This is a genomic window from Agrobacterium sp. AGB01, from assembly GCF_014851585.1.
Taxonomy (GTDB): Bacteria; Pseudomonadota; Alphaproteobacteria; order Rhizobiales; family Rhizobiaceae; genus Agrobacterium.
The window spans coordinates 623,438-646,635 of the sequence record NZ_JACVAB010000003.1; the positions used below are offsets into that span (position 1 = coordinate 623,438).

The window sequence follows — 23,198 nt, forward strand, 5'->3', positions numbered from 1 at the left end:
CCGAGGGCTTAAGCGATGTTTCCTGATGCCTTACACATTTCCATTCGCGGGCCGATAAACGAGTTCGTACAAAACCTTGTTGTGAATTACGGCTTTGTATTCAAAGCAATTTCACAAACCATCCTGCAAGCCATTCTATTCTTCGAATGGATTTTGCGCGGTTTACCATGGTGGGCAGTCCTGATTGCCTTCATGGCGCTTGCCTGGTTTGCAAGCCGCAAGGTTTCTCTGGTCGCCATGGTCGGAATATTGCTGATGGTGGTCGGTGCTCTCGGTCTCTGGGATCTGACGATGCAGACCCTGGCACTGATGCTGATTTCAACGGTCATTTCGGTTGCCATCGGCGTGCCCCTGGGCATCTGGCTGGCCAAAAGCAGCATCATGCGGCGCATCACCCTTCCTGTTCTCGACGTCATGCAGACCATGCCGAGTTTCGTTTATCTTATCCCGGCCATCATGCTGTTTGGTCTCGGCAAGGTACCCGCCGTTCTCGCCACCATCATTTACGCGGTTCCGCCACTGATCCGCCTCACCGACCTCGGCATTCGTCAGGTTGACAGTGAAGTGGTTGAAGCTGCGACAGCCTTTGGCGGTAGCCCACGACAAATCCTGTTCGGTGTGGAGCTTCCACTGGCAACCCCCACCATCATGGCCGGTCTGAACCAGACAATCATGATGGCGCTTTCCATGGTTGTCGTCGCCTCGATGATCGGTGCACGCGGCCTTGGCGAACAGGTTCTCAACGGCATCCAGACACTGGACGTCGGCAAGGGTCTGGAAGCTGGCATTGGTATCGTCATTCTCGCCATCGTGCTCGACCGGATCACCCAGAGCCTTGGTCAATCCAGACAAAAGGACGGCCACAATGACTGACATCGAAATCAAAAACGTTTTCAAGATTTTTGGCGGGAACTCCAAGGCTGCGTTGGCACTGGCGCGTGAAGGCGTTGAAAAATCCGAAATCCTTTCGCGGACAGGATGCAGTGTTGGCCTGAACGACATCAGCCTTAAGATCGGCGGCGGACGGATTTTTGTGATCATGGGGCTTTCCGGCTCAGGAAAATCAACACTTGTTCGCCACATCAACAGGCTGATCGAACCGACCAGCGGTGAGATCATTTTTGACGGCAATAATGTGCTCGATCTTTCCGCCCGTGACCTGCGTGAATTCCGCACACGCCGCGTCAGCATGGTGTTTCAGAACTTCGGCTTGATGCCGCATCGCACCGTGTTGCAGAACGTCACCTACGGCCAGCGCGTGCGGGGCCTCAGCAAGGCAGACGCCAATCCGATCGGCATGAAATGGATCGAGATGGTTGGCCTCTCAGGTTACGAGAACAAGTTCCCGCATCAGCTGTCTGGCGGCATGAAACAACGTGTCGGACTGGCGCGAGCCCTTGCCGCAGACACCGACGTGATCCTGATGGACGAGGCATTTTCTGCGCTCGACCCGCTGATCCGCAGCGATATGCAGGATCAGTTGCTGCAGCTGGAAAAGAACCTCTCCAAGACCATCATCTTTATTACCCATGATCTGGATGAGGCGCTGCGCATTGGCGCCGAAATCGCCATTCTCAAGGATGGAAAGCTGGTTCAGGTCGGAACGCCGCATGAGATTCTCAACAATCCGGCCAATGACTATGTCGCACGGTTCGTTCAACGACGTGCGGGAGTGACACCCCATGCCTGAGACCATCATCCTCGACGGCCCGCTGACCTGGCGCAACATCGGTGCGATTGCCAATGGAGCCGAACTGCAGTTGTCGCAAGCGGCATGGCAGCGAATTTCTAATGCACGCGACATTGTCGATGCATTGGTGGAGCGCGGTATTCGTGGATACGGCATCAACACCGGTGTTGGTGCATTGTGTGATGTCATCATCGACAGGGACAAACAGCAGGCATTGTCACGCAATATCCTGCTCAGTCATTCCTGTGGTGTTGGCCCAGCACTAGGACAGGCACCGACACGTGCCATTATGGCCGCACAGATTGCCAATTTTGCGCACGGCTTTTCCGGCATTCATCCAGACACCGTCAAAGCTTTGCTCACACTTTTGAATGCCAACATATTGCCGGTCATTCCGTTGGGCGGTTCTGTAGGATACCTCACCCATGCAGCCGCGATTGGAACGGTGCTGATTGGTGAAGGCACAGCCGTTTTTGAAGGAAACGTCATCTCTGGAGCAGAGGCTCTGAAACAGGCGGGTCTTTCGACCCTGACACTTCAGGCAAAAGAAGGCTTGAGCCTCGTCAACGGCACGCCTTGCGCAACCGGTCTGGCCAGCCTTGCTTTGTCGCGGCTGGAAGGTCTGCTCGACTGGGCGGATGTCAGCGCCGCCATGACCTATGAAAATCTTGGCAGTCAGTCCGATCCGTTTGCAGCAGAGCCGCTTGCCTTGCGCAAGTCGCAAGGACTTCAGCAGGTTGGCAAAACACTGCGTCACTGGCTGGCAGGAAGTGAACTTCTGGCGCAGTCCGCTGGCAGCCGTACGCAAGACCCGTTGAGCCTGCGCGCCGTGCCGCAAATACACGGAGCCGTCAGAGACGCCTTCGTAAACGCTGGCGTTGTCGTCAATCAGGAACTGGAAAGCGTCACCGACAATCCAGTCGTCACCGGCAGCGCCAACAACCCGCTGGTCCATTCACAGGCCCATGCTGTGGGTGCCGCACTTGGTCTGGCGATGGACAGTTTGGCAACCGCAGCGGCTGAACTGGCCGCGGTCTCCGAGCGGCGGATCGACCGCCTCGTTAATCCGCTTGTCAGCGGGTTGCCTGCCTTTCTGGCGGCCGAAGGCGGCGTGTTCTCCGGCTACATGATCATTCAATATACGGCCGCAGCACTGGTTGCGGAAAACCGTCGTCTTGCAGCCCCGGCAAGTCTTGATGGTGGGATCACCTCTGCATTGCAGGAAGATATCCTCACCCATGCGACACCGGCGGCGGACAAGGCCCTTTCGATCGTTTCAAACCTGCAGACCGTGCTGGCAATCGAACTGCTGGCCGCCGCACAAGCCTATGACGTGCAGCCGAAGCTTGCTGCCAAGGCTGTGAAGACCGGCCAGGTGTACGAGCTGATCCGTACGCATATTGCGGCCTACCATGACGACCGCCCTCTGAATACCGATGTTGCAACCCTGTCTGCGGTGATTGGCAACACATCGGTCATTGAGCCGGAGAGACTTCCATGAAAACGCTTCTGACAAATGCTCGTCTGATGACGATGCAATCCGACCGTTCCGATCTCGGTATCATTGAAAACGGTGCGATCCTGATTGAGAACGGTGTTATCCTTCAGGTAGCACCCATTGAAGAGATCAGCGCTCCGGCCGGAACACACACCATCGATTGCGAAGGTCGCTGGATTTCGCCCGGCCTCATCGATTGCCATACCCATCTGGTGCACGCTGGCAATCGCGCCCGCGAATTCGAGATGCGCCTGAACGGTGCAACTTATGAAGAAATAGCCCGCGCTGGCGGCGGCATCGTGTCATCTGTATCGCAGGTAAGGTTGGCAAGTGAAGATGATCTGATTGCCCAGAGCCTTCCACGTCTGGACACACTGCTGGCCGAAGGCGTCACCACGGTCGAGATCAAGTCCGGCTACGGCCTGACAGTCGAAGATGAACTGAAGATGTTGCGGGTTGCCCGCACGATGGCGAAAGCCCGCGAAGTCTCGGTCAACACGACCTTCCTCGGCGCGCATGCTACGCCGGCAGAATACAAGGGCAGAAACGTCGACTTCATTCAGGATGTTGTCCTGCCAGCTCTGCACAAAGCCCATGCTGAAGGGCTGGTAGATGCTGTCGACGGCTTTTGTGAAGGCATCGCTTTTTCGCCTGAGGAAATGCGTGTGGTTTTTAACAGCGCATTGGAACTTGGCCTGCCGGTAAAGCTGCATGCAGACCAGCTTTCCGATCTGTCGGGAGCGGCCCTTGCCGCCGAATTCGGTGCGCTTTCAGCCGACCATCTCGAATATACAAGCGATGCAGGCGCGGCTGCCATGGCAAAGGCTGGAACGGTTGCCGTCCTGTTGCCGGGCGCGTTTTATTACATCCGGGAAACCCGCAAGCCGCCGGTTGATCTGTTCCGCAAACACGGCACCAAAATCGCTTTGGCCACAGACAACAATCCCGGCACCTCTCCGCTGACCTCGTTGCTGCTGACCATGAACATGGCGGCCACACTCTTTGGCATGACAGTGAATGAGTGCATTGCCGGCATCACCCGCGAAGCTGCGCGCGCACTTGGCCGCCTTGCCGAGATCGGCACCATCGAGACCGGCAAACGCACAGATCTTGCTATCTGGAACATCAACGAACCCGCGGAACTGGTTTACCGCATAGGGTTCAATCCACTGCATGCCCGCGTATTCGCCGGCGATGTCAGCGCTCTCTCGCCTTCATTTATGGGAGGTCATTCATGACCATTACACTTCATCCCGGCTCAGTGCCGCTTGCCGATCTTGCCCGAATTTACTGGCAAAATGAAAATGTCGTCCTCGACCGCAGCTTTGATGCTGCCATCGAAAAAGCGGCAAACCGCATCGCCGAAATCGCAGCTGGCAATGCACCAGTGTATGGCATCAACACCGGCTTCGGAAAATTGGCCTCGATCAAGATCGATGCCGCCGATGTCGCGACCCTGCAGCGCAATCTGATCCTGTCGCACTGCTGCGGCGTCGGCGCTCCACTGCCGGAAAATGTTGTTCGCCTTATCATGGCGCTGAAACTGATTTCACTCGGCCGTGGTGCATCCGGTGTAAGGCTGGACCTGATCCGCCTGATCGAAGACATGCTGGAGAAAGGCGTTACTCCGGTCATTCCCGAGAAGGGTTCGGTCGGAGCCTCCGGCGATTTGGCACCCCTAGCGCATATGGCAGCCGTAATGATGGGCGAAGGCGAAGCCTTCTATGAAGGCAATGCACTTCCTGCAGCACAGGCTTTGTCAAAGGCAGGTCTGACACCTGTCGTACTGGCCGCGAAAGAAGGCCTGGCACTGATCAATGGCACACAGACCTCCACTGCGCTCGCGCTGGCTGGCCTGTTCCGTGCTCACCGCGCTGCACAAGTAGCGCTTGTCACTGGCGCATTGTCGACGGACGCGGCGATGGGATCGTCCGCGCCTTTCCATCCCGATATTCACACCTTGCGCGGCCACAAGGGCCAAATCGATGCCGGTGCTGCCCTGCGTCAGCTGCTCGAAGGCTCAGAAATTCGCGTCAGCCACATCGAAGGCGACGAACGCGTACAGGACCCTTATTGCATTCGTTGCCAGCCGCAGGTCGATGGTGCGTGCCTTGACCTGTTGCGACAGGTTGCCCGCACACTGGAAATCGAAGCCAATGCGGTAACCGACAATCCGCTGGTTCTCTCTGACAATTCGGTGGTGTCCGGCGGTAACTTCCACGCAGAACCCGTTGCCTTCGCAGCCGATCAGACGGCCCTGGCGATCTGCGAAATCGGTGCCATTGCCCAGCGCCGCATCGCGTTGCTGGTGGACCCAGCGCTTTCTTATGGCCTGCCCGCCTTCCTGTCCAAAAAGCCCGGATTGAACTCCGGCCTTATGATTGCTGAAGTTACCTCGGCAGCACTGATGAGCGAAAACAAACAGATGTCGCATCCGGCATCCGTGGATTCCACACCGACCTCTGCCAATCAGGAAGACCATGTTTCCATGGCATGCCACGGTGCGCGCCGTCTTCTCCCCATGACCGAAAATCTCTTCGCCATTCTCGGCATTGAGGCACTTTCGGCTGTCCAGGGCGTCGAGCTTCGCGGTCCGCTGAAAACCAGCCCGGAACTGCAAAAGGCAATCAACGTGCTTCGCGCCATCATCCCTTCTCTGGAGGACGATCGTTACATGGCGCCGGATCTCAAGCACGCCTCCGACCTCGTCGCATCCGGCGCATTGGTCGCCGCGATTTCCGACGGTATTCTGCCGAAGCTGGAGGCTTAAACATGCCGGTTTTCGAGCTTCGCCAGGGGACCTCACCGATCATTCTCGGTCTGCCACACACCGGCACCGAAGTTCCGGCAGATATCCATGACCGTCTGAATGACAACGGCAAGATCCTGGCTGATACCGATTGGCATATTCATGACCTCTATCGCGATCTGCTGGAAGATGCGACGTCAGTGCGCGCTACCTTCCATCGTTATGTCATCGATGCAAACCGTGATCCCTCCGGCACCAGCCTTTACCCCGGCCAGAACACCACCGGGCTTGTTCCGGACACGGATTTTGACGGTAAACCGATCTGGAAGGACGGATGTGAACCAACTGAAGCCGATATGGCGTACCGATTGCAGACATTCCACGCACCCTATCATGCCGCGCTTGCGGCCGAAATCGAGCGGGTAAAATCCATTCACGGCATCGCCATTCTCTATGACTGCCACTCCATTCGCTCGCATATTCCGTTTCTATTCGAGGGCAAGCTGCCGGACTTCAACATCGGTACCGATCTCGGCAAGACCTGTGATCCAGCCATTGAGAGGATCGCGGTTGAGGTGACCGGAGACGCCGAAGGTTACACCAGCATCCTGAATGGTCGTTTCAAGGGCGGTTGGACAACCCGTCATTACGGCCAGCCACAGACCGGAGTACACGCCATTCAAATGGAACTGGCGCAATCCACCCACCTCATCACAGAAGCACCGCCCTTTGCCTATGACGACAACAAGGCCGGCCAGCTTCGCACACATCTCAAAACCATTCTGACGCGCATGGAGCAATTTGCGCTCGCCAGCAAACGATAAGGGGATAAAACATGACAAACCCACGCCATAACGAACGCGAAATCCGCGCCCCGCAGGGTACTGAGCTGAACGCCAAAAGCTGGATGACGGAAGCGCCTCTGCGCATGCTGATGAACAACTTGGATCCCGATGTAGCCGAGCGTCCGCATGAGCTAGTGGTCTACGGTGGCATTGGCCGTGCAGCCCGCACCTGGGAAGATTTCGACCGTATCGTCGCCACATTAAAAGACCTCAACGAAGACGAAACCTTGATGGTACAGTCTGGCAAGCCGGTGGGTGTTTTCCGCACCCACAAGGATGCGCCACGTGTCTTGATTGCCAATTCCAACCTCGTTCCACATTGGGCAACCTGGGAACATTTCAACGAACTCGACCGCAAGGGTCTGGCCATGTACGGCCAGATGACTGCCGGTTCGTGGATTTACATCGGCACGCAGGGTATTGTTCAGGGAACCTACGAAACCTTTGTTGAAGCGGGTCGCCAGCACTTCAACGGCAACCTGACCGGCAAATGGATCCTGACCGGTGGTCTTGGCGGCATGGGTGGTGCTCAGCCTCTCGCCGCTGTCATGGCAGGCGCATGCTGCCTTGCCGTCGAATGCGATGAAACCCGCATCGATTTCCGCCTGCGCACCCGTTATGTCGACGCAAAAGCGCACACGCTGGACGAAGCACTGGCCCTGATCGAACAGTGGACGAAGGCAGGTGAAGCAAAGTCCGTGGGTCTTGTTGGCAATGCCGCTGATATCTTCCCGGAACTCGTGAAGCGCGGCATTCGCCCTGATGTTGTCACGGACCAGACCTCGGCACATGATCCGGTTCATGGATATCTGCCATCCGGTTGGACCGTCGCCGAATGGCGCGAAAAACAGGAAAGTGACCCCAAAGCCGTCGAAGCTGCGGCTCGCGCCTCCATGAAGGTTCAGGTTCAGGCCATGGTGGATTTCTGGAACATGGGCGTTCCGACACTCGACTACGGCAACAATATTCGCCAGATGGCCAAGGAGGAAGGTCTCGAAAACGCCTTTGCTTTCCCGGGCTTCGTTCCGGCCTATATTCGTCCGCTGTTTTGCCGTGGCATTGGCCCCTTCCGCTGGGCCGCTCTTTCCGGCGATCCGGAAGACATCTACAAGACGGATGCCAAGGTCAAGGAACTGCTGCCAGACAACAAACACCTGCACAATTGGCTGGACATGGCACGCGAACGCATAGCCTTCCAGGGCCTGCCGGCGCGTATTTGCTGGGTTGGTCTGGGTGATCGACACCGCCTGGCTCTCGCCTTCAACGAAATGGTCAAAAACGGTGAGTTGAAGGCGCCGGTCGTGATCGGCCGTGACCATCTCGACAGCGGCTCGGTCGCGTCTCCAAACCGCGAAACCGAAGCCATGAAAGATGGTTCGGACGCCGTGTCTGACTGGCCACTGCTCAATGCCCTTCTCAACACGGCCTCCGGTGCAACTTGGGTTTCCTTGCACCACGGCGGTGGCGTTGGCATGGGCTTTTCGCAGCACTCCGGCGTTGTAATCTGCGCTGATGGCTCTGATGATGCTGCCAAACGTCTTGAGCGCGTGCTGTGGAACGACCCGGCAACCGGCGTCATGCGCCATGCCGATGCCGGTTATGACATCGCGCTGGATTGCGCCAAGGAAAAGGGCCTTCGTTTGCCGGGTATTCTTGGAAACTGAGGCAGCACAATGAGACTTTTGCGCGCCAGGGAACACAAAACAATGCCATGGAAAAATGGCCTCGGCGTCACCCATGAGGTGGCGCTGGAACCATCGACTGTGGATGGCGCGCAATTCCTGTGGCGGGTCAGCCTCGCCACGATCAAGGGTTCAGGCCCTTTCTCCGTGTTTCCTGGCATCGACAGATCAATCGTCGCGCTGAAAGGCAATACCGTACAATTGATCGTTGACGGAAACCCAAGCCCGAAACTTGTAGCGCTTGGGACGCCTTTCAGTTTCTTGGGAGAGGCTATTGTCGAGGCCGTCAATGATGGCGGGGAAACAACTGATCTCAACATCATGACGCTGCGCGATCACGCGACCCATGTGATGAAACGTCTGGATTTGGCGACCGTCAAAACCGTCACCGGCAAGCATGATGTTTCAATCATCGTTTTTACGGAGCGAGCCCAGTGCGCTATCGGAGATCGGCCGTTGCAAGCTGGCGCGTTTGATGCTCTCGTCGATATAGGGTTCGATGAATCGGTACATTTCACTGCAGACAACACCGCAGTGGCCTACCTCATCGGCATCGACTTTAAACAACCTCGCTCCATGTGAGTTTTGGCAGCCTGTTGCGTCTCCCGTCAATTGAAACCGATTGCGACAGCGCCGACCTGTGGCCGAAGACCGAGAGCGATATAACCGTTAAGCCATGTTGTCCTGCGGGCCGGCGTTGCATGAACGATTGCGGTGACCATAGAAGCATTTGCTCCGACCATGCCGAGCTTCTGGCGCGGACGCGACGTCGCTTCGTTGTCGTCCCGAGACGGTTCTCATCCGGAGGCAAAGAGCGGCTTGGGTGGATACCCAAGGGCACGTCAAGCTGGCATCTGTAGGCTGTTGATCACCGGCCAAGGGCACGGGTAAATTGGGCAAACCGTAAACCAACCTTGGCCAGCACCCGGCTTTCGAGGATGCTTATCAGAAAGCTGCTAAGGCTTGTTGCTATTGTTCTGGTGCGCTGATGATGAGTGATGATTTCAGCAAATACGCGCCCGTCGTCGTTCTAGACGGAAGCGGTCATGATCCGGGCGTAGCCGGTCCCGCCCCCCCCCCGCTATGCGGCCACGTCTCTACTCGGGCAGCTGAGGTCAAACGCTTCTTCGCCTATCCTCTAGCTGACGGGAGTCGAATATCGTCCAAGTTGGCCCACGACGGTCATCTCAAAACCTTTGACCAGAGAGGATTGGGCCGATTCGTGTGAACAACTTCCCAGCCAATTGACGGCCGTCTAACTGATTATTTGATTGTCGATCGACTGCCTGAGCTTGCGCACGTCGCGTACAGGCGGAGCTCCGAAGTGCCGCAGATACTCGCGGCTGAATTGCGAGGCGCTTTCATAGCCGACCGCATAGGCGACATCGGAGGCACTACGGCCGCCAGCGAGCAGCAATTGACGTGCTTCCTGAAGGCGTAGCTGCTTCTGATACTGGATCGGGCTCAGTCCCGTCAGCGCAACGAAGTGGCGGTGAAGGCTGGCGCGGCTCATGCCGGCGGCTTCGCACAGCGCCTCGATCCGCAGCCGCCTATTGCCGTGGTCTCGAATCCATTCGACCGCGCGGCGGATGCCGCCGATCGCGCCTTCCGGGCGGGCGATGTGGCGCAACAGTCGCCCCTGCGGGCCTTGCAGGAGACGATAGAGCAATTCGCGTTCGGCCATCGGCGCGAGCACCGGGATGTCCGCCGGCGTGTCGAGCAACGCCAGCAGTCGTAGCAGCGTATCGCGCAGCGGGGGCGTCATCGGATTGATCGCAATGCCGCTGCCTGGTGATTCCGCGTCACGCACCGCCGGCATCGTCGATGCGACCTCGGCGAGAAGAGCCGGATCAAGGACCAGCGAAACCGACACGTAAGGGCTGCCGTTGTCAGCGTCATGGATCTGTCCGCTCAAAGGCAGATCGAGTGCGCTAACCAGATATTGAGACGCGTCGTAGCGCAGCAGGTCGTCATGGATGACTACCTCTTTCGATCCCTGCAGAATAAAGCAGATCATCGAGCGGTAGAGACACGGCGACGTGCCCGAGGTCGCCTGCCCGATGCCGATTTCCAAGCGCGGGATTGGCGTCAAGGTCATTCCGGTCCGGCCATGGCGGAATGCGAGATCGCGATGCGGCTGTAGGTTATCGGTCATGCCTAGGACTATGACACCAATCTTCACGCATGCAAAGCGCTTGAGACAATCAGGCAATCAATTGAGAGCATTAGGCGGGGCGTCGGACACAGCGATCGCCTATTTCACTGGCAGCGAACGCGACGCCTCAGCGGCGTGCCGTCCGGAAAATCCAAATCACAAGGAACGTAGCCATGTCTCAGAAGATTGCACTTATTACCGGCGCCAGCCGCGGCCTCGGTCGCAGCATGGCGCTGCACCTCGCCCGTCGCGGTGTCGGCATCGTCGGCACCTATCGCCAAGGCGCCGCGGAAGCCGATGCTCTGGTAAGCGAGATCGAAGCGCTGGGCGGCACAGCGGCGATGCTCGCGCTCGACGTCACCAAGGTGGCGACCTTTCCGGTCTTTGCCGCATCCTTCGCCGAGACGCTCCGGAGCCGCTTCGGCAGCGACCGGTTCGACTATCTGGTCAACAACGCGGGTGCGGTCGTCCACGTGCAGGTCGCGGACGCCAGCGAGGAACAGTTCGACATGATGATCGACATGCACCTGCGCGGACCGGTGTTCCTGACGCAGGCGTTGTTATCTATCATCGTTGATGGCGGACGCATCCTCAACGTGTCGACGGGCTTCACCCGCACGTCGATGGCCAGCTTCGGCCTTTATGCGGCGGCCAAGGCGGGGCTCGAGACGCTGACCCGGTTCATGGCGCTGGAACTCGGCGCGCGGCAGATCCGCGTCAACGCCATCGCGCCCGGTGCCATCGCCACCGATTTCGGCGGTGGCCGGGTCCGCGACGACGAACAGGCCCATGCCTTCGTCGCGAGCAAGATCGCGCTTGGCCGCGTCGGTCAGCCCGACGATATCGGTGGAGCGGTAGCGGCGATCCTGTCCGACGATTTCGGCTGGGCCAACGGCACGACATTCGACGTGTCGGGCGGCCAGTCGCTCTGATCGATAGTGCATCGAGACACCATCATGACCGAGCAAAACCTCACTCTTGTCGTGGCCGTTTGCGAGCTTGCTACATCAACGGTTGCCGCAGTGGCCAGTCCCCCGGCCGCGAGCTGCAAGCCACGCCGGTTCAGTTCAGGTCCGTGTTTCGTTGTCATATCCACTTTCCTTGTGTTGATGGTGGATGGGGTGAAGGTGCCGGCGGTCAACGTGAACGTTTCCAAAATCGCGTGGCGTCGATGATCCAGCCTTCGGCGCTGGTGCCTGCTCCCGTGCCAAAACCATGGCCGACTGATGGGTATTTTCTGTATTCAACGGTGGCACCGATCCGCTTCAGGTGGGCGATCCGGCCTTCCATGGAAGCGGGCGGAGCGATCCCGTCTTGCGATCCCACGACCGCAAAGGTTGGCGGTTCACTGTCGGAGTGGTCTGCATGCGCGGTATAGGCCATGACAACCGCCGCTGGTTTGGTCAGGGTATCCCCTCCAAACGCCGCGATCCCGTGCGATCCGATAAGCGCCACCATGCGCGCGCCAGCCGAGCTGCCCCAGAGGGAATAGCCTTCGGTCGCGACATCGAGGGTTTCGCTGTTCCTGAAGACATAGGAAATGGCGGCGGCAAGGTCCTGCGTTGCGACCCTGCCGCCCAGGCCTACCCGGTATTTCAGAACGAAAACGTTATAGCCCTGTCGGTTGATCTCGACCGCATAGGGAAACCCCTCGTGGATGGAACCGACATAGGCAAACCCGCCGCCCGGGGAGACGACCGCGAAGGGCGCGCCAGGTCGTCCGCGGAAGTAGAACAGACCCGTGTCCTCTTTGCTCGGGTCTGCACGTTTTTCGGCCTCGGTATGGATGTCGTAAAACACCTGGTGGCCCGATGCGACATCCTCAATCATTCGGTTCAGTCCACCAAGCACCGTCCCGGTGTCGACGGCACTGTGATACGGAAGAAGCCCTCCGATTTCGCTCAGCTTCATTGTCTCGTCATAGGGGCGATCGTCCCAAGGCAGGACGCGCTCGGCGTATCCCGAGAATGCCGGATGGCGCAAGATGTCTCCGACCGTGCTCGTCGCGGATAGAAGCCGGCGCTCGGCGCCTAGGGCTTGCTCTGACTGCAGCATCGTGGATTCGGTTCTCCCTGCGACGGGATCGAACAGGAATGGCAACGAAGCCAGAAGGACGGTCCTAAGGGTGATCAACGATGTGCTCCTCTCATCAGATGTCGGTTTTCAGGCCGGTTACCCGCGTGCCGCCTGCGCCCTGATTTGCCGGATGGCATCGTTGAAGCCTTTGGGCGTACCGCTGGAGCCCGCCAGCTTGCCGACTCTGATCTGGTCGATGCGCTTGCCGACGACCACCTTCGGCACCGCGGCTGCAAATGCGCGCTGCAGTTCGAGAGAGCGAGGGACATAGGCATGCGGGGTCACGCTCACGGCAGTCACAATTCCGCCCTTCAGCGTCGCCTTGACCGTGATATGCGATGGCTGGCCGCCGTATTCTCCGGTCGCCGTGTAGACGCCATCCGCAAATCTGGCGGACCTTGCGCTTTGTGCTTCCGCAGCACCGGCAAGCGTGAATGTCAGGGCACTGGCCAAGAGAAGGTTTCTCGTCTGGTGTTGCATCGTGTTTCCCTTGTTTCAGGTGAAGACTTCGCCGTCGAAATTGTGCGAGACCTCGACGCGCCCGTCGGCGAACATGCGAACGAAGGAGAAATCGAACAGCGTCGTCAATCGCGAGGACGGGCCGAAGAAGAGCGCGGTCGCGAGACCGTCGGCCTTTGCCGTGTCGGCCGCGATCGCCCAGGTGGCGATCACGTCAGTCGTTGGCCGTCCGGTTCGTCCGTCGAGCACATGGTGGAGGCCGTCACTCCAGGTCCTGCGATTGGACGCGGAGGCGCAGAGTGAGCCGTTGGTCAGGTTTGCGACCCCGATCACCATGTCCGGATCAAGCGGATGTTCGAGACCGACATGAAGTGCGGCGTCTCCGCGATGGAGGATATCGCCGCTGCCATCGACGACGAAGTCTTTGAAACCTTTGGCCGCCAGCAGGTTGGCGACCAGATCGACCAGTCTGCCTTTGCCGACGGCTCCGACATCGATGACCAGCGGCCGGCCTGTGGTTATCGCGTTGCCCTTGCGCTCTACGTCTCGGCTCCAGACCGGCCGTCGCGCCGCCATCGCCGCGATACCCTCGTCGTGAGGCACCAGGGCGTACTCGCGGTCATAGCCGAGAAGCTCGAGATCGCGGCCGACGAGCGGATCGACCGCCCCGTTCGTCGCGTCATGGAGGCGGTCATAGACGTCGAAGATCAGGGCCGCGTCGGACGGAAAGCGGAACGTTCCGCCATCGGCAGCATTGGCGATCCGCGTCACGATGGAATCATGGCGGAACCGCGAATAGATGCTGTCGAAGCATTCAACCAGATCAATGACATCCGCTCTGGTCTCCACTAAAAGCGGCGCAGGCGTGTTGATCTCCCAGGACGTGCCAATGGCATCGAACTGAAAGGAGGAGATCGCCACGTCGTCACCCACTGCCATCAGCTCAGAGCTTTCGCGTGCCGAGCCACTTCACCATGGCCGGATCGCGATGGTCGAAGAAGCTGCTGGATTTCTGGTCGAGAGAGGCGATTGCTGCGACGTCTTCCTGATCAAGCTCAAAGTCGAAGACCGAAAAATTCTCGACCATGCGTTCCTTGCGCACCGACTTCGGGATGGCGACGATGGTGCGCTGGATCAGCCAGCGTAGCACGATCTGGGCTATGCTCTTGCCATGCTTCCTGCCGATCGACTGCAAGAGCTCGTTCGAAAACAGGCCATTCTTACCCTCCGCAAACGGACCCCATGCTTCGGGCTGGACATTGTATTCCTGAAGCAGCGTCTGAGCGTCGTCCTGCTGATGGAACGGGTGGATTTCGATCTGGTTGACCGCCGGCACGATCTCGTTGTGAAGCACGAAGTCCAGCAAGCGGTCAGGATAGAAGTTGCTGACGCCGATCGCGCGAATGCGACCAGCTTTGTAAAGCTCTTCCATCGCACGCCATGCGCCATAGACGTCGCCATAGGGCTGGTGGATGAGCCAGAGGTCGAGATAGTCGAGCTGAAGCTTGTTCAAGGACCGTTCGAAGGCGGCTTTCGCCCCTTCATAGGTCGCGTCTTCGATCCAGAGCTTGGTCGTGACGAACAGATCGCTTCGCTGAATGCCGTGATTGCGAATGGCGTTGCCGACGGCCTCTTCATTGCCATAGGAGGTCGCGGTATCGAGCAGGCGGTATCCGACGTCGATCGCGTCGCGGACGCTGCGCTCGCACTCGGCGGGATCGGGCACCTGGAAGACACCGAAGCCGAGGATTGGCATCTCGACCCCATTGTTAAGCTTCACTGTTGGAACTGTACTGGTCATGTCGATTTACTTTCGTGGAGGCGGGAGCGCGATGCTCACCGCGGTTGTCATTTGCCCACAAGGGCCCGAAGATGGGCAGGGTATCGGTCGCCGACGATGTCGATCTTCGCGAGTGCCGTCGCGATGTCTGTGGCGTCCTCCGGTGAGAGTTCGACACCTGCCGCGCCGAGGTTTTCTTCGAGGCGATGAAGTTTGGTGGTGCCGGGGATCGGCACAATCCAGGGCTTCTGCGCCAATAGCCATGCGAGTGCGATCTGAGCGGATGTCACACCCTTCGATTCCGCGATCTGCGTCAGCGCGGCAACGAGAGCCTGATTGGCCTTCAGGTTCTCCGCCTGGAAGCGAGGAACAATACTGCGGAAGTCACCGGGGCCGAACGTCGCCGTCTCGTCGATCTTGCCCGTCAGAAAACCCTTTCCGAGCGGACTAAAGGGCACGAAGCCGATCCCCAGTTCCTCAAGCGCCGGAATGATTTCCTTTTCTGGCTCTCGCCAGAACAAAGAGTATTCGCTCTGGAGAGCGGCGACGGGCTGGATCGCATGCGCCTTACGGATCGTCTGCGCGCCCGCCTCGGACAGGCCGAAATGCTTGACCTTTCCCTCGGCGATCAGGTCCTTGACGGTTCCTGCAACATCCTCGATCGGCACGTTTGGATCGACGCGATGCTGGTAGAGAAGATCGATCACATCCGTGCGCAGCCGCTTCAACGAGGCCTCAACCGATTGGCGGATATAGTCCGGGCGGCTGTTCAAGTGCTGGCCACCATCGGCGCTCGGCAGCTCGAAGCCGAACTTGGTGGCGATCACAACCTTATCGCGGATCGGTTCGAGTGCCTCGCCTACCACATCCTCATTTGTGAACGGTCCATAGACCTGCGCGGTGTCGAAGAAGGTCACGCCGCGATCGTGGGCGGCGCGGATGAGGGCGACCGCATCTTTCGTGTCAGTCGCCGCACCGTAGCCATGGCTCAATCCCATGCAGCCGAGGCCGAGAGCCGAAACTTCGAGGTTGTTTCCAAGCCTGCGCTTTTCCATTGGTCTTTCCTTTCGAGTTTTCATTGTGGCTGTTGTCAGGCCGTCGTCGATGCGTTTTCCAGGCGAGCACGGGGACGCGCCATGAACATAACCGCGAGGATCAGGGTCATGGCGACGAGGACCGATCCGGCTTCCATCGCCAAGCTGGCACGTCTGGCCAGAAGTTCGGTGCCCTGCAGGCCTTGCGAGCCGATTGCCGCAACCGCGACGAGGACACCGAGACCGAGCGAACTGCCAAGCTGATGGGCCACGTTGACGAGGCCCGACGCTGCTCCCGCCCGCTCCGATGGCACGCGCGCGATGCCCGACGCGGTTAGTGGTCCGAGTGCGCCACCTTGGCCAGCGCCGATCAACATCATCGGAATGACAAGTGCGGTCAGCGATGCCTGCTGCATGGCGAAGCTGAGCCAGATCATGCCGATCAGACCCGTCACGACACTGGTGACAAGGACCCTGCCAGCTCTGTATCGTCCGATCAGACGTGGTGCTGACATGGCGACGATAAAGTTGACCACCGTCGTCGGAAGAAAGGCAATACCCGCTTCAGAGGAGCTTAGACCGACGACGCTCTGAAGGAACTGGGCGACAAAGAAGTAAAATCCGACATTCGCACCAAGGAACAGGGCGCGGGCCCCGTATGCGGCTGATCGTTCGCGGTCAGCGAACAGCGATAGCGGCATGATCGGTTGGCTCGCATGCGATTCGACAACAGCAAACAGGATCAGCATGACAATGCCAAAAGCGACGCAAGCTTGGGTTTCCAAGTCGGACCATCCCGTCGACGCGGATCGGATGACACCGTAGACGAGCGACACGATCCCTATCGTCGATAGGATCGCGCCCGCGATATCGAAGGTGCCGGGGGTTCTCTCCGTTTCACCCACGTAGCGTCTCGCGGCGATCATCATCGCAATACCGATGGGCAGGTTGATGAAGAAGCCGACGCGCCAGGACAGCAAGTCGGCAAGGAGACCGCCGACCACCAGACCGAACGCGGCCGACACCCCTGCCGCAGCAGCATAGTAGGACACGGCGCGCGTGCGCTCGGGACCCGGCTCGAAACTGGTTTGCAGCAGAGCGAGCGTCGAAGGGGCGAGGATAGCGGAACCGACACCCTGCAGGGCTCTTGCCGCAATCATGACCGCTGGTGTCTGCGACACGCCGATCACGAGTGACGCAAGCGAAAAGATCGTTAGGCCGACGAGGAGCATGCGGCGTCGCCCGAAGATGTCGCCAGCACGCGCTCCGAGCAGCAGGCAACCGCCGAAAGCCAGCGTGTAGGCGGTGGAGACCCAAGCGAGGCCCGCATCGCTAAAGCCGAGTTCGCCATGAATGCGTGGCAGCCCCGTCAGCACGATGGAGATGTCCAGGACGATCATCACGTAGCTGATCAGGATGATCGTCAGGATCACCGTCTTGTTTGGGGCAGTTGCATTTGGGCCGATTGGCATTTCTGTGTTCCGTTTAGATTGGACCCCTCCGTCCTCCACGGCGGTGCCTGTTTCGATAAAGACAAGATATCGCTTGCCGACCCTTTGGATTAGGGGCAGTAATCGGGATGAAGCTATAAGGATGTCTAATGAATGCCGCAGGAGAATTTCAACGATCTGGTCGCCTTCGTGATGGTCGCGCGCGAAGAGAGCTTCACGAAAGCGGCCGTCAAACTAGGCGTGTCGCAGTCGGCACTCAGTCAGACAGTTCGCGGACTTGAGGAGAGATTGGGGCTTCGGCTGCTAACGAGAACGACACGCCGCGTGTCGCCCACAGCAGCGGGCGAACGCCTGCTCAGAATAGCTGGTCCGAGGTTTGAGGAAATCCAGACGGAACTGGCAGCGCTTGCCGAAATGCGTGACAAGCCTGCCGGTACCGTTCGCATTACTGCAGGCGAGCATGCCGCGATCTCGGTGCTGGCCCCCGCGCTTGAAAAGTTCCTGCCCGATAATCCGGACGTAAACGTCGAGATCACCGTTGACTACGGTCTTACGGACATCGTGGCCGAGCGCTATGATGCAGGCGTCCGACTTGGTGAGCAACTCGCCAAGGACATGATCGCTATCCGCATCGGCCCAGAAATGCGCATGGCTGTCGTTGGCTCACCTTCCTATTTCCGACAGAATCCGTGGCCCGACGTGCCTCAGGACCTTACGGGACATAACTGCATTCAGATCAGGATGCCGACCCATGGCAACATCCTCTCGTGGGAATTCGAGAAGGAGGGACACGAACTCAAGGTGCGGGTGGAGGGGCAGCTGGTGTTCAACAATATCGCGATGCGACTGGACGCTGTCAAAAGGGGACTTGGCCTTGCCTATATGCCCGAGGATCAGGTGGCGGAGCAGATTGCAAGAGGCGAGGTGGTGCGGGTGCTCGAAGACTGGTGCGCCCCGTTCTCTGGATACCATCTCTACTACCCGAACCGCAGACACACCTCGCCGGCATTCGCGTTGGTCGTCGAAGCCCTGCGATACCGCGGGTAACGCGCTAATCAACTGATTGTGATTAATAAGACAGGCTAATAGCTTCAATCAAAAATAGGTATCTAATCATCTAAATGACGCTGGTGTAGCCTTTTCGCAACTTAATGGTTGTGAGATCGAAATGCCCCGTAAAATTGCCAAAACTCTATCCGCCCTCGCCTTTTCCAGCGCTATCGCGATCGCCGGTATGGCCATTGCTCAGTCGACGTCCACGCCTCAACCGCTCGTTATCCAGGAGCAAGGCAGCTTCGCGATCGGCGGTACGGTTTCGAAGACGGAAGGCACCTACAGCAACAATGCCCCTACTGCTGAGGGGCAGTCGCTGCACGGCGACCACGCCTACGTGTTCTATCAGGTTCCGCAGGACCCCAAGCCTCTGCCGATCGTCATGCTGCACGGAGCCTTCCAGTCCGGCCGAAGCTGGGAGACGACTCCGGATGGCCGTGAAGGTTTCCAGAGCATTTTTTTACGTAAGGGTTTCTCCACCTACATTGTAGACCAGCCGCGTCGCGGTCGCGCGGGCAACAGCAATGTGGCGACGACCATTGAGCCGACACCCTATGACCAGTTGTTCTTCGACCAATTCCGGCTCGGAAAATGGCCCGACTACTTTGAGAACGTGCAGTTCGATCGCAGCCCCGCAGCGCTTGACCAGTTCTTTCGTTCGGTCACCCCGAACACCGGGCCGTTCGATGCAAACGTGATCTCGGACGCGATGTCGGCCCTCTTCGAGAAAACCGGACCGGGCATCCTGTTCACCCATTCGCAGGCAGGTGGACCCGGCTGGCTGACGGCGATCAAGAATCCGAACGTCAAAGGTATCGTCGCGATTGAGCCTGGTAGCGGCTTCATCTTCCCGGAAGGCGAAGTTCCGGCCGAGATGCCGAGCGCTGCGGGTACGCTCAAGGGTGAAGCGGTTCCCGTTGCCGACTTCGATAAGCTGACCAAACTGCCGATCGTCGTCTACTACGGTGACAATTTCCCGACAGAACCGACGACCGAGCGCGGTCAGGACAACTGGCGGGTTCGCTTGGCGATGGCGAAACTCTGGGTCGACACCGTAAACAAGCATGGCGGTGACGCGACGCTCGTTCACCTGCCGGAGATCGGCGTCAAGGGCGGTACTCACTTCTTGATGTCGGACCTGAACAATGTCGAAATCGCTGACGTCGTCTCCAAATTCTTGAGCGATAAAAAGCTCGACTGATCTATTGGCGCGCTCGCGCGAGCAGCCACTGCGCGCTTCCCGAACTGAGAAGGAGCCTGACCATGGCCAATGAGATCATCAACACAAGAAGACGCGAGTTCCTTGGAGCCTCCGCGCTCGTCGTCTCCGGTGCACTGCTTGGCGCGTCAGCAATGACGACCAGAACTGTCGCCGCCGACTACAAGCAGAATCCGTTCAGGCTCGTGTATGACGGTGCGATCACCGCGAACGAGCCGGGCAAAGTGAACATCCATCCGGTGAAATACAAGCTGAACGGCCTCGATATCGTCGCCAATGTCTATACCCCGGCTGGCTACGATCCGGCGAAGTCCTACCCGACCCTCGTGCTGGCACACCCGAATGGCGGCGTGAAGGAGCAGACGACGGGCCTCTATGCCCAGCGCCTCGCAGAGCAAGGCTTTATCACGATCGCCGCTGACGCCGCCTATCAGGGCGGAAGCGGCGGCGAGCCACGCAGCACCGACAAACCGCAGTATCGTGTCGAAGACATCCACGGCATGGCTGATTTCATCAGTGGCTTCCCCGGTGTCGATACGGCACGTCTCGGCCTGTTCGGCATTTGCGGCGGCGGCGGATATTCGCTGGCTGCGGCAAAGACCGACAAGCGCTTCAAGGCCGTGGCGACGCTCAGCATGTTCAACTCCGGGCGCGTGCGCCGCAACGGCTTTCAGGACAGTCAGATGGACACGATCCAGCAGCGCCTGCAACAGGCCTCAATGGCGCGTGCCCAGGAAGCGGCCGGTGGTGAAGTTCTTTACTCCGGAGACGCCAACCTCACCGACGCACAAATCGCTGCCTTGCCGTTCGATCTCTATCGCGAGGGCTATGAGTACTACTGGCGTACCCACGCCCATCCGGGCTCCACCTTCAGGTACACGACGAGCAGTCTGATGGACCTGATGCGATGGGACGCGACGGATGAGATTGCGCTGATCGACGTGCCGTTGCTGATGATCGCGGGCAGCGCCGCAGACACCCTCTACATGACCGAGGATGCGTTCCCGAAGGCGACCGGAACCACCGACAAGGAGTTGTTCAAGATCGATGGAGCGAAACACATCGAGACCTACTGGGTCCCCGAATATGTCGATGCGGCCCTGTCGAGGTTGAAGCCGTTCTTTGACCGTCACCTTGCCTCCGCATGAGGTGGACCTCCAGGCGTGCGCGCCCTACGCCGCCGTCCCACCTTCGGTCGATGCCGAAGGACCGAAACATGAAGGATACGAACTTGAAAAAGCTTATGTCGGGAATTTTTGCCGCAGCCATCGTCATGGCAGCCGGGATGGAGGCCAGCATGGCACAGGAACCAGCCTCAAATCTTGATTCCGCCAAATCGCGGACCCAGCACCTGATGGGCGATATCGCACCGAAGCTGGCGGAACTGACGGATGACGTCCTTTACGCCGACATCTGGGAGCGGCCGCAGCTTTCCCAGCGCGACCGAAGCCTGGTGACGGTATCGGCCTTGATCGCTCTCAACCGTCCGGACCAGCTCCGCTCGCATCTCGTGCGCGCCAAGGCCAATGGCCTGACGGAAGAGCAGCTTGTCGAGACCATCACCCATATGGCGTTTTATTCTGGCTGGCCAAGCGCCGTTTCGGCAGTAGCGATCGCCAAGGAAGTCTTCGCCGAAAAATAACCGCCAACGAAGGCTTCCTCGATGACAGGTGCACGATGAACATGAAGACCGCAATGACAGTAGCATTAACCCTTGGCGCATCCGCCGTATCTGCTGAACCTGACAAGGCTGTGTCGGTGACAAGGGTCGGGACCAACCCGTCGACGGTGGGTCCATCAAGTAATTTTACGGGAGCTGTCCGGGTCGATTCCCGGTTCTCCGCAACCGCGCCCGCCACAGTTGGTGGAGGAACCGTCACCTTTGAGCCCGGCGCGCGCACCGCCTGGCACACGCACCCTCTTGGGCAGACGCTGGTTGTCACGGCTGGCGTCGGGCTTGTGCAGCATTGGGATGGCGAAATCCAGGAAATCCGTCCGGGCGATATCGCATGGATACCTCCGGGCGTGAAGCACTGGCACGGCGCGACCGCGACCACCGGCATGTCTCATATTGCCATTTCCGAAACGCTGGATGGCAAGTCTGTCGAATGGTTGGAACACGTTACAGACGAACAATACGCGCGATGACGTCTGGTACCACGCTGATCAGAGGAATTTGGATGAAGAAGATCATTGGGAGTATTTGCGGCGCGACGATTGCCGGACTGACGGTCCTGCTCGTCGGCATGCAGGTTCAAGCAGAGCCGACGCGCGCGACGATGCCCGACATCGCAAAGCTCGTTCACTACACCACGGTAACGCGCGGTGAGGTTACCGAGCACATCATGACGACACGCGAGGCGATCGAGGCCGTCAAGCGCGGTGACCCGATCCCGAACGGCACGCAGGTCGCCCTCGTCGACTACCGCGACGGTGAAGTATTCCGGTATTTCATCATGGAAAAGGGCGAGAACTGGGGGCGGGATTACGATGAAAAACGCCGCACCGCCGACTGGCAGTTCCAGTGGTTCAAGCCGGATGGCTCGATAAAGGAAGAGGAGAATACCGCCCGCTGCCAGAGCTGCCACATGTCTCGCGCGGATCGGGACTTCCTGTATACCTTCAACGAGATGCGGCGGTTTGAGTTTAAATGAAAGTGTTCCGCCTCCGCCTGCTGCTCGACTTCCTGGCCGTCGCACTCGTCATCGCCTGCCTGGCATATTGGTGGCTCGACAATCTCTCTCACGAACTATTCGGCACGGCCCTGTTCGTTCTCGTGATCGTGCACAACGTCTTCAACAAACGTTGGTATGGCGGCGTGACGAAGCGTCGAATGGATGCCACTCGCATCGTCAACCTGGTCACCATCTTTTGCCTCGCTATCGGCATGACGGTTATGCTGGTGACCAGCTTTCTGGTCTCTCGTGACCTCTTCCCGTTCACCGCCCTCAGCGGTGCCTTTGCGGTTCGGGAAATCCATATGTTCGCCGGATATTGGGTCCTACTCATCATCGCTATCCATCTTGGAACGCGGTGGACCGTCGTGATAAACACGATCCAGTCAACCTTGCGATTTGCCTCGCCAAGTACCTTGCGGACCGTGGTTCTGAGGGCGGTGGCCTTGTCTATTGCGATGTGGGGTGTGAAAAGCTCGTTCGAAATGGCATTCGGGACCAAGCTGATGCTGACCTATACGCTGGATATGTGGGACTTCAGCGAGAACACGCTTGGCTTTTTCGTAGCATACACGTCGATTGTTGGGCTATACGCCGCCATCACGCACTACGCTCTCGGTTTGCTCGGAGATGTCATAAAAGGACGACGGGAGGACCGCCAGCGTCGCGGACGAGCGCCATGACTCCTTTTGGCGCGGATCGGCCGCACGCCTGTTGTCCCAAATGAGCTAAACGCTGTTTTGGACAACAATCACCCTATGCAGATCAAGGCTACCGTTAATCTCGAGGCGCTTACGGTAATGCACCGACATTAAAATGCTTCCGAAAAAAT

24 protein-coding genes are annotated in these 23,198 nt (G+C 58.7%); 16 read left to right on the forward strand and 8 right to left on the reverse strand.

The annotated features are described in order from the left end of the window. The first annotated feature begins 15 nt into the window (after window positions 1-15). Genes IB237_RS14625 through IB237_RS14660 form a run of 8 tightly spaced genes read left to right on the forward strand, consistent with a single transcriptional unit; the run spans window position 16 to window position 9,046 of the window. Window positions 16-873, forward strand: a complete 858-nt coding sequence (locus tag IB237_RS14625; protein ID WP_192489377.1) for a proline/glycine betaine ABC transporter permease — start codon at window positions 16-18, stop codon at window positions 871-873. Then, window positions 866-1,690: a glycine betaine/L-proline ABC transporter ATP-binding protein gene (locus tag IB237_RS14630; RefSeq protein WP_192489378.1), complete on the forward strand. Its 825-nt coding sequence runs from the start codon at window positions 866-868 to the stop codon at window positions 1,688-1,690. Before IB237_RS14625 ends, IB237_RS14630 begins: the two co-directional genes overlap by 8 nt. After that, complete coding sequence (gene hutH / locus IB237_RS14635) at window positions 1,683-3,191, forward strand: histidine ammonia-lyase (RefSeq protein ID WP_192489379.1); 1,509 nt, start codon at window positions 1,683-1,685, stop codon at window positions 3,189-3,191. Before IB237_RS14630 ends, hutH (IB237_RS14635) begins: the two co-directional genes overlap by 8 nt. Then, window positions 3,188-4,426, forward strand: a complete 1,239-nt coding sequence (gene hutI / locus IB237_RS14640; RefSeq protein WP_192489380.1) for an imidazolonepropionase — start codon at window positions 3,188-3,190, stop codon at window positions 4,424-4,426. The genes hutH (IB237_RS14635) and hutI overlap by 4 nt, the downstream gene beginning before the upstream one ends. Next, window positions 4,423-5,958, forward strand: coding sequence for a histidine ammonia-lyase (hutH, locus tag IB237_RS14645; RefSeq protein WP_192489381.1), 1,536 nt, complete (start codon window positions 4,423-4,425; stop codon window positions 5,956-5,958). The genes hutI and hutH (IB237_RS14645) overlap by 4 nt, the downstream gene beginning before the upstream one ends. 2 nt (window positions 5,959-5,960) lie before the next feature. Further along, a complete protein-coding gene (gene hutG / locus IB237_RS14650) occupies window positions 5,961-6,761 on the forward strand; it encodes an N-formylglutamate deformylase (protein WP_192489382.1) in 801 nt (266 codons plus the stop codon). A gap of 11 nt (window positions 6,762-6,772) precedes the next feature. Beyond that, on the forward strand, window positions 6,773-8,446 hold the full coding sequence (hutU, locus tag IB237_RS14655) for a urocanate hydratase (RefSeq protein WP_192489383.1): 1,674 nt from the start codon (window positions 6,773-6,775) through the stop codon (window positions 8,444-8,446). Between the two features lie 9 nt (window positions 8,447-8,455). Beyond that, window positions 8,456-9,046, forward strand: a complete 591-nt coding sequence (locus IB237_RS14660) for a HutD family protein (protein WP_256435710.1) — start codon at window positions 8,456-8,458, stop codon at window positions 9,044-9,046. A gap of 26 nt (window positions 9,047-9,072) precedes the next feature. Here IB237_RS14660 and IB237_RS26440 read toward each other — a convergent pair whose 3' ends face one another. Then, window positions 9,073-9,207, reverse strand: coding sequence for a hypothetical protein (locus IB237_RS26440; RefSeq protein WP_256435711.1), 135 nt, complete (start codon window positions 9,205-9,207; stop codon window positions 9,073-9,075). 512 nt (window positions 9,208-9,719) lie between these two features. Next, window positions 9,720-10,619, reverse strand: coding sequence for an AraC family transcriptional regulator (locus IB237_RS14665; protein WP_192489385.1), 900 nt, complete (start codon window positions 10,617-10,619; stop codon window positions 9,720-9,722). Window positions 10,620-10,792: 173 nt separating this feature from the next. Here IB237_RS14665 and IB237_RS14670 point away from each other — a divergent pair, with 173 nt between their 5' ends. Next, window positions 10,793-11,551, forward strand: a complete 759-nt coding sequence (locus IB237_RS14670) for an SDR family NAD(P)-dependent oxidoreductase (protein WP_192489386.1) — start codon at window positions 10,793-10,795, stop codon at window positions 11,549-11,551. 205 nt (window positions 11,552-11,756) lie between these two features. On the opposite strand, the gene IB237_RS14675 is transcribed toward IB237_RS14670, so the two are convergent. Genes IB237_RS14675 through IB237_RS14700 form a run of 6 tightly spaced genes read right to left on the reverse strand, consistent with a single transcriptional unit; the run spans window position 11,757 to window position 17,440 of the window. Further along, complete coding sequence (locus IB237_RS14675) at window positions 11,757-12,752, reverse strand: alpha/beta hydrolase (protein ID WP_246787923.1); 996 nt, start codon at window positions 12,750-12,752, stop codon at window positions 11,757-11,759. A 39-nt stretch (window positions 12,753-12,791) separates the two neighbouring features. Then, on the reverse strand, window positions 12,792-13,175 hold the full coding sequence (locus IB237_RS14680) for a hypothetical protein (RefSeq protein ID WP_192489387.1): 384 nt from the start codon (window positions 13,173-13,175) through the stop codon (window positions 12,792-12,794). 15 nt (window positions 13,176-13,190) lie between these two features. Next, window positions 13,191-14,093 (reverse strand): FAD:protein FMN transferase, encoded by a 903-nt coding sequence (locus IB237_RS14685; protein ID WP_192489388.1) that lies wholly within the window; start codon window positions 14,091-14,093, stop codon window positions 13,191-13,193. A 4-nt stretch (window positions 14,094-14,097) separates the two neighbouring features. Beyond that, window positions 14,098-14,955, reverse strand: coding sequence for an aldo/keto reductase (locus IB237_RS14690; RefSeq protein ID WP_192489389.1), 858 nt, complete (start codon window positions 14,953-14,955; stop codon window positions 14,098-14,100). 47 nt (window positions 14,956-15,002) lie between these two features. Then, the gene (locus tag IB237_RS14695) at window positions 15,003-15,989 is read right to left on the reverse strand and encodes an aldo/keto reductase (RefSeq protein ID WP_192489390.1); all 987 of its coding nucleotides are present in this window, start codon (window positions 15,987-15,989) and stop codon (window positions 15,003-15,005) included. A gap of 35 nt (window positions 15,990-16,024) precedes the next feature. Then, window positions 16,025-17,440, reverse strand: a complete 1,416-nt coding sequence (locus IB237_RS14700; RefSeq protein ID WP_192489391.1) for an MFS transporter — start codon at window positions 17,438-17,440, stop codon at window positions 16,025-16,027. A gap of 132 nt (window positions 17,441-17,572) precedes the next feature. On the opposite strand from IB237_RS14700, the gene IB237_RS14705 reads away from it, so the two are divergent. The 7 genes from IB237_RS14705 (at window position 17,573) to IB237_RS14735 (ending at window position 23,049) form a co-directional block, all read left to right on the forward strand. Then, window positions 17,573-18,466, forward strand: coding sequence for a LysR family transcriptional regulator (locus IB237_RS14705; RefSeq protein WP_192489392.1), 894 nt, complete (start codon window positions 17,573-17,575; stop codon window positions 18,464-18,466). A 121-nt stretch (window positions 18,467-18,587) separates the two neighbouring features. Next, window positions 18,588-19,673, forward strand: coding sequence for an alpha/beta fold hydrolase (locus IB237_RS14710; protein ID WP_192489393.1), 1,086 nt, complete (start codon window positions 18,588-18,590; stop codon window positions 19,671-19,673). A gap of 62 nt (window positions 19,674-19,735) precedes the next feature. After that, window positions 19,736-20,839, forward strand: a complete 1,104-nt coding sequence (locus IB237_RS14715) for an alpha/beta hydrolase (RefSeq protein ID WP_192489394.1) — start codon at window positions 19,736-19,738, stop codon at window positions 20,837-20,839. Between the two features lie 137 nt (window positions 20,840-20,976). After that, window positions 20,977-21,333 (forward strand): carboxymuconolactone decarboxylase family protein, encoded by a 357-nt coding sequence (locus IB237_RS14720; protein ID WP_371815330.1) that lies wholly within the window; start codon window positions 20,977-20,979, stop codon window positions 21,331-21,333. Between the two features lie 35 nt (window positions 21,334-21,368). Further along, window positions 21,369-21,839 (forward strand): cupin domain-containing protein, encoded by a 471-nt coding sequence (locus IB237_RS14725; protein WP_192489395.1) that lies wholly within the window; start codon window positions 21,369-21,371, stop codon window positions 21,837-21,839. 32 nt (window positions 21,840-21,871) lie between these two features. Then, a complete protein-coding gene (locus tag IB237_RS14730; RefSeq protein WP_192489396.1) occupies window positions 21,872-22,345 on the forward strand; it encodes a cytochrome P460 family protein in 474 nt (157 codons plus the stop codon). Continuing rightward, on the forward strand, window positions 22,342-23,049 hold the full coding sequence (locus IB237_RS14735; protein ID WP_192489397.1) for a DUF4405 domain-containing protein: 708 nt from the start codon (window positions 22,342-22,344) through the stop codon (window positions 23,047-23,049). The genes IB237_RS14730 and IB237_RS14735 overlap by 4 nt, the downstream gene beginning before the upstream one ends. Window positions 23,050-23,198: the final 149 nt, after the last annotated feature.

Bases quoted from the DNA above. Each gene is read 5' to 3' on its own strand.
- hutH (WP_192489381.1), top strand. From the start codon at position 4,423: ATGACCATTACACTTCATCCCGGCTCAGTGCCGCTTGCCGATCTTGCC.
- IB237_RS14730 (WP_192489396.1), top strand. From the start codon at position 21,872: ATGAAGAAGATCATTGGGAGTATTTGCGGCGCGACGATTGCCGGACTG.
- IB237_RS14715 (WP_192489394.1), top strand. From the start codon at position 19,736: ATGGCCAATGAGATCATCAACACAAGAAGACGCGAGTTCCTTGGAGCC.
- IB237_RS14680 (WP_192489387.1), bottom strand. From the start codon at position 13,175: ATGCAACACCAGACGAGAAACCTTCTCTTGGCCAGTGCCCTGACATTC.
- hutI (WP_192489380.1), top strand. From the start codon at position 3,188: ATGAAAACGCTTCTGACAAATGCTCGTCTGATGACGATGCAATCCGAC.
- IB237_RS14725 (WP_192489395.1), top strand. From the start codon at position 21,369: ATGAACATGAAGACCGCAATGACAGTAGCATTAACCCTTGGCGCATCC.
- IB237_RS14700 (WP_192489391.1), bottom strand. From the start codon at position 17,440: ATGCCAATCGGCCCAAATGCAACTGCCCCAAACAAGACGGTGATCCTG.
- hutU (WP_192489383.1), top strand. From the start codon at position 6,773: ATGACAAACCCACGCCATAACGAACGCGAAATCCGCGCCCCGCAGGGT.
- IB237_RS14665 (WP_192489385.1), bottom strand. From the start codon at position 10,619: ATGACCGATAACCTACAGCCGCATCGCGATCTCGCATTCCGCCATGGC.
- IB237_RS14630 (WP_192489378.1), top strand. From the start codon at position 866: ATGACTGACATCGAAATCAAAAACGTTTTCAAGATTTTTGGCGGGAAC.
- IB237_RS14720 (WP_371815330.1), top strand. From the start codon at position 20,977: ATGGAGGCCAGCATGGCACAGGAACCAGCCTCAAATCTTGATTCCGCC.
- hutH (WP_192489379.1), top strand. From the start codon at position 1,683: ATGCCTGAGACCATCATCCTCGACGGCCCGCTGACCTGGCGCAACATC.
- IB237_RS14660 (WP_256435710.1), top strand. From the start codon at position 8,456: ATGAGACTTTTGCGCGCCAGGGAACACAAAACAATGCCATGGAAAAAT.
- IB237_RS14625 (WP_192489377.1), top strand. From the start codon at position 16: ATGTTTCCTGATGCCTTACACATTTCCATTCGCGGGCCGATAAACGAG.
- IB237_RS14705 (WP_192489392.1), top strand. From the start codon at position 17,573: ATGCCGCAGGAGAATTTCAACGATCTGGTCGCCTTCGTGATGGTCGCG.
- IB237_RS14670 (WP_192489386.1), top strand. From the start codon at position 10,793: ATGTCTCAGAAGATTGCACTTATTACCGGCGCCAGCCGCGGCCTCGGT.
- IB237_RS14710 (WP_192489393.1), top strand. From the start codon at position 18,588: ATGCCCCGTAAAATTGCCAAAACTCTATCCGCCCTCGCCTTTTCCAGC.
- IB237_RS26440 (WP_256435711.1), bottom strand. From the start codon at position 9,207: ATGGTCGGAGCAAATGCTTCTATGGTCACCGCAATCGTTCATGCAACG.
- IB237_RS14695 (WP_192489390.1), bottom strand. From the start codon at position 15,989: ATGGAAAAGCGCAGGCTTGGAAACAACCTCGAAGTTTCGGCTCTCGGC.
- IB237_RS14690 (WP_192489389.1), bottom strand. From the start codon at position 14,955: ATGACCAGTACAGTTCCAACAGTGAAGCTTAACAATGGGGTCGAGATG.
- hutG (WP_192489382.1), top strand. From the start codon at position 5,961: ATGCCGGTTTTCGAGCTTCGCCAGGGGACCTCACCGATCATTCTCGGT.
- IB237_RS14735 (WP_192489397.1), top strand. From the start codon at position 22,342: ATGAAAGTGTTCCGCCTCCGCCTGCTGCTCGACTTCCTGGCCGTCGCA.
- IB237_RS14685 (WP_192489388.1), bottom strand. From the start codon at position 14,093: ATGGCAGTGGGTGACGACGTGGCGATCTCCTCCTTTCAGTTCGATGCC.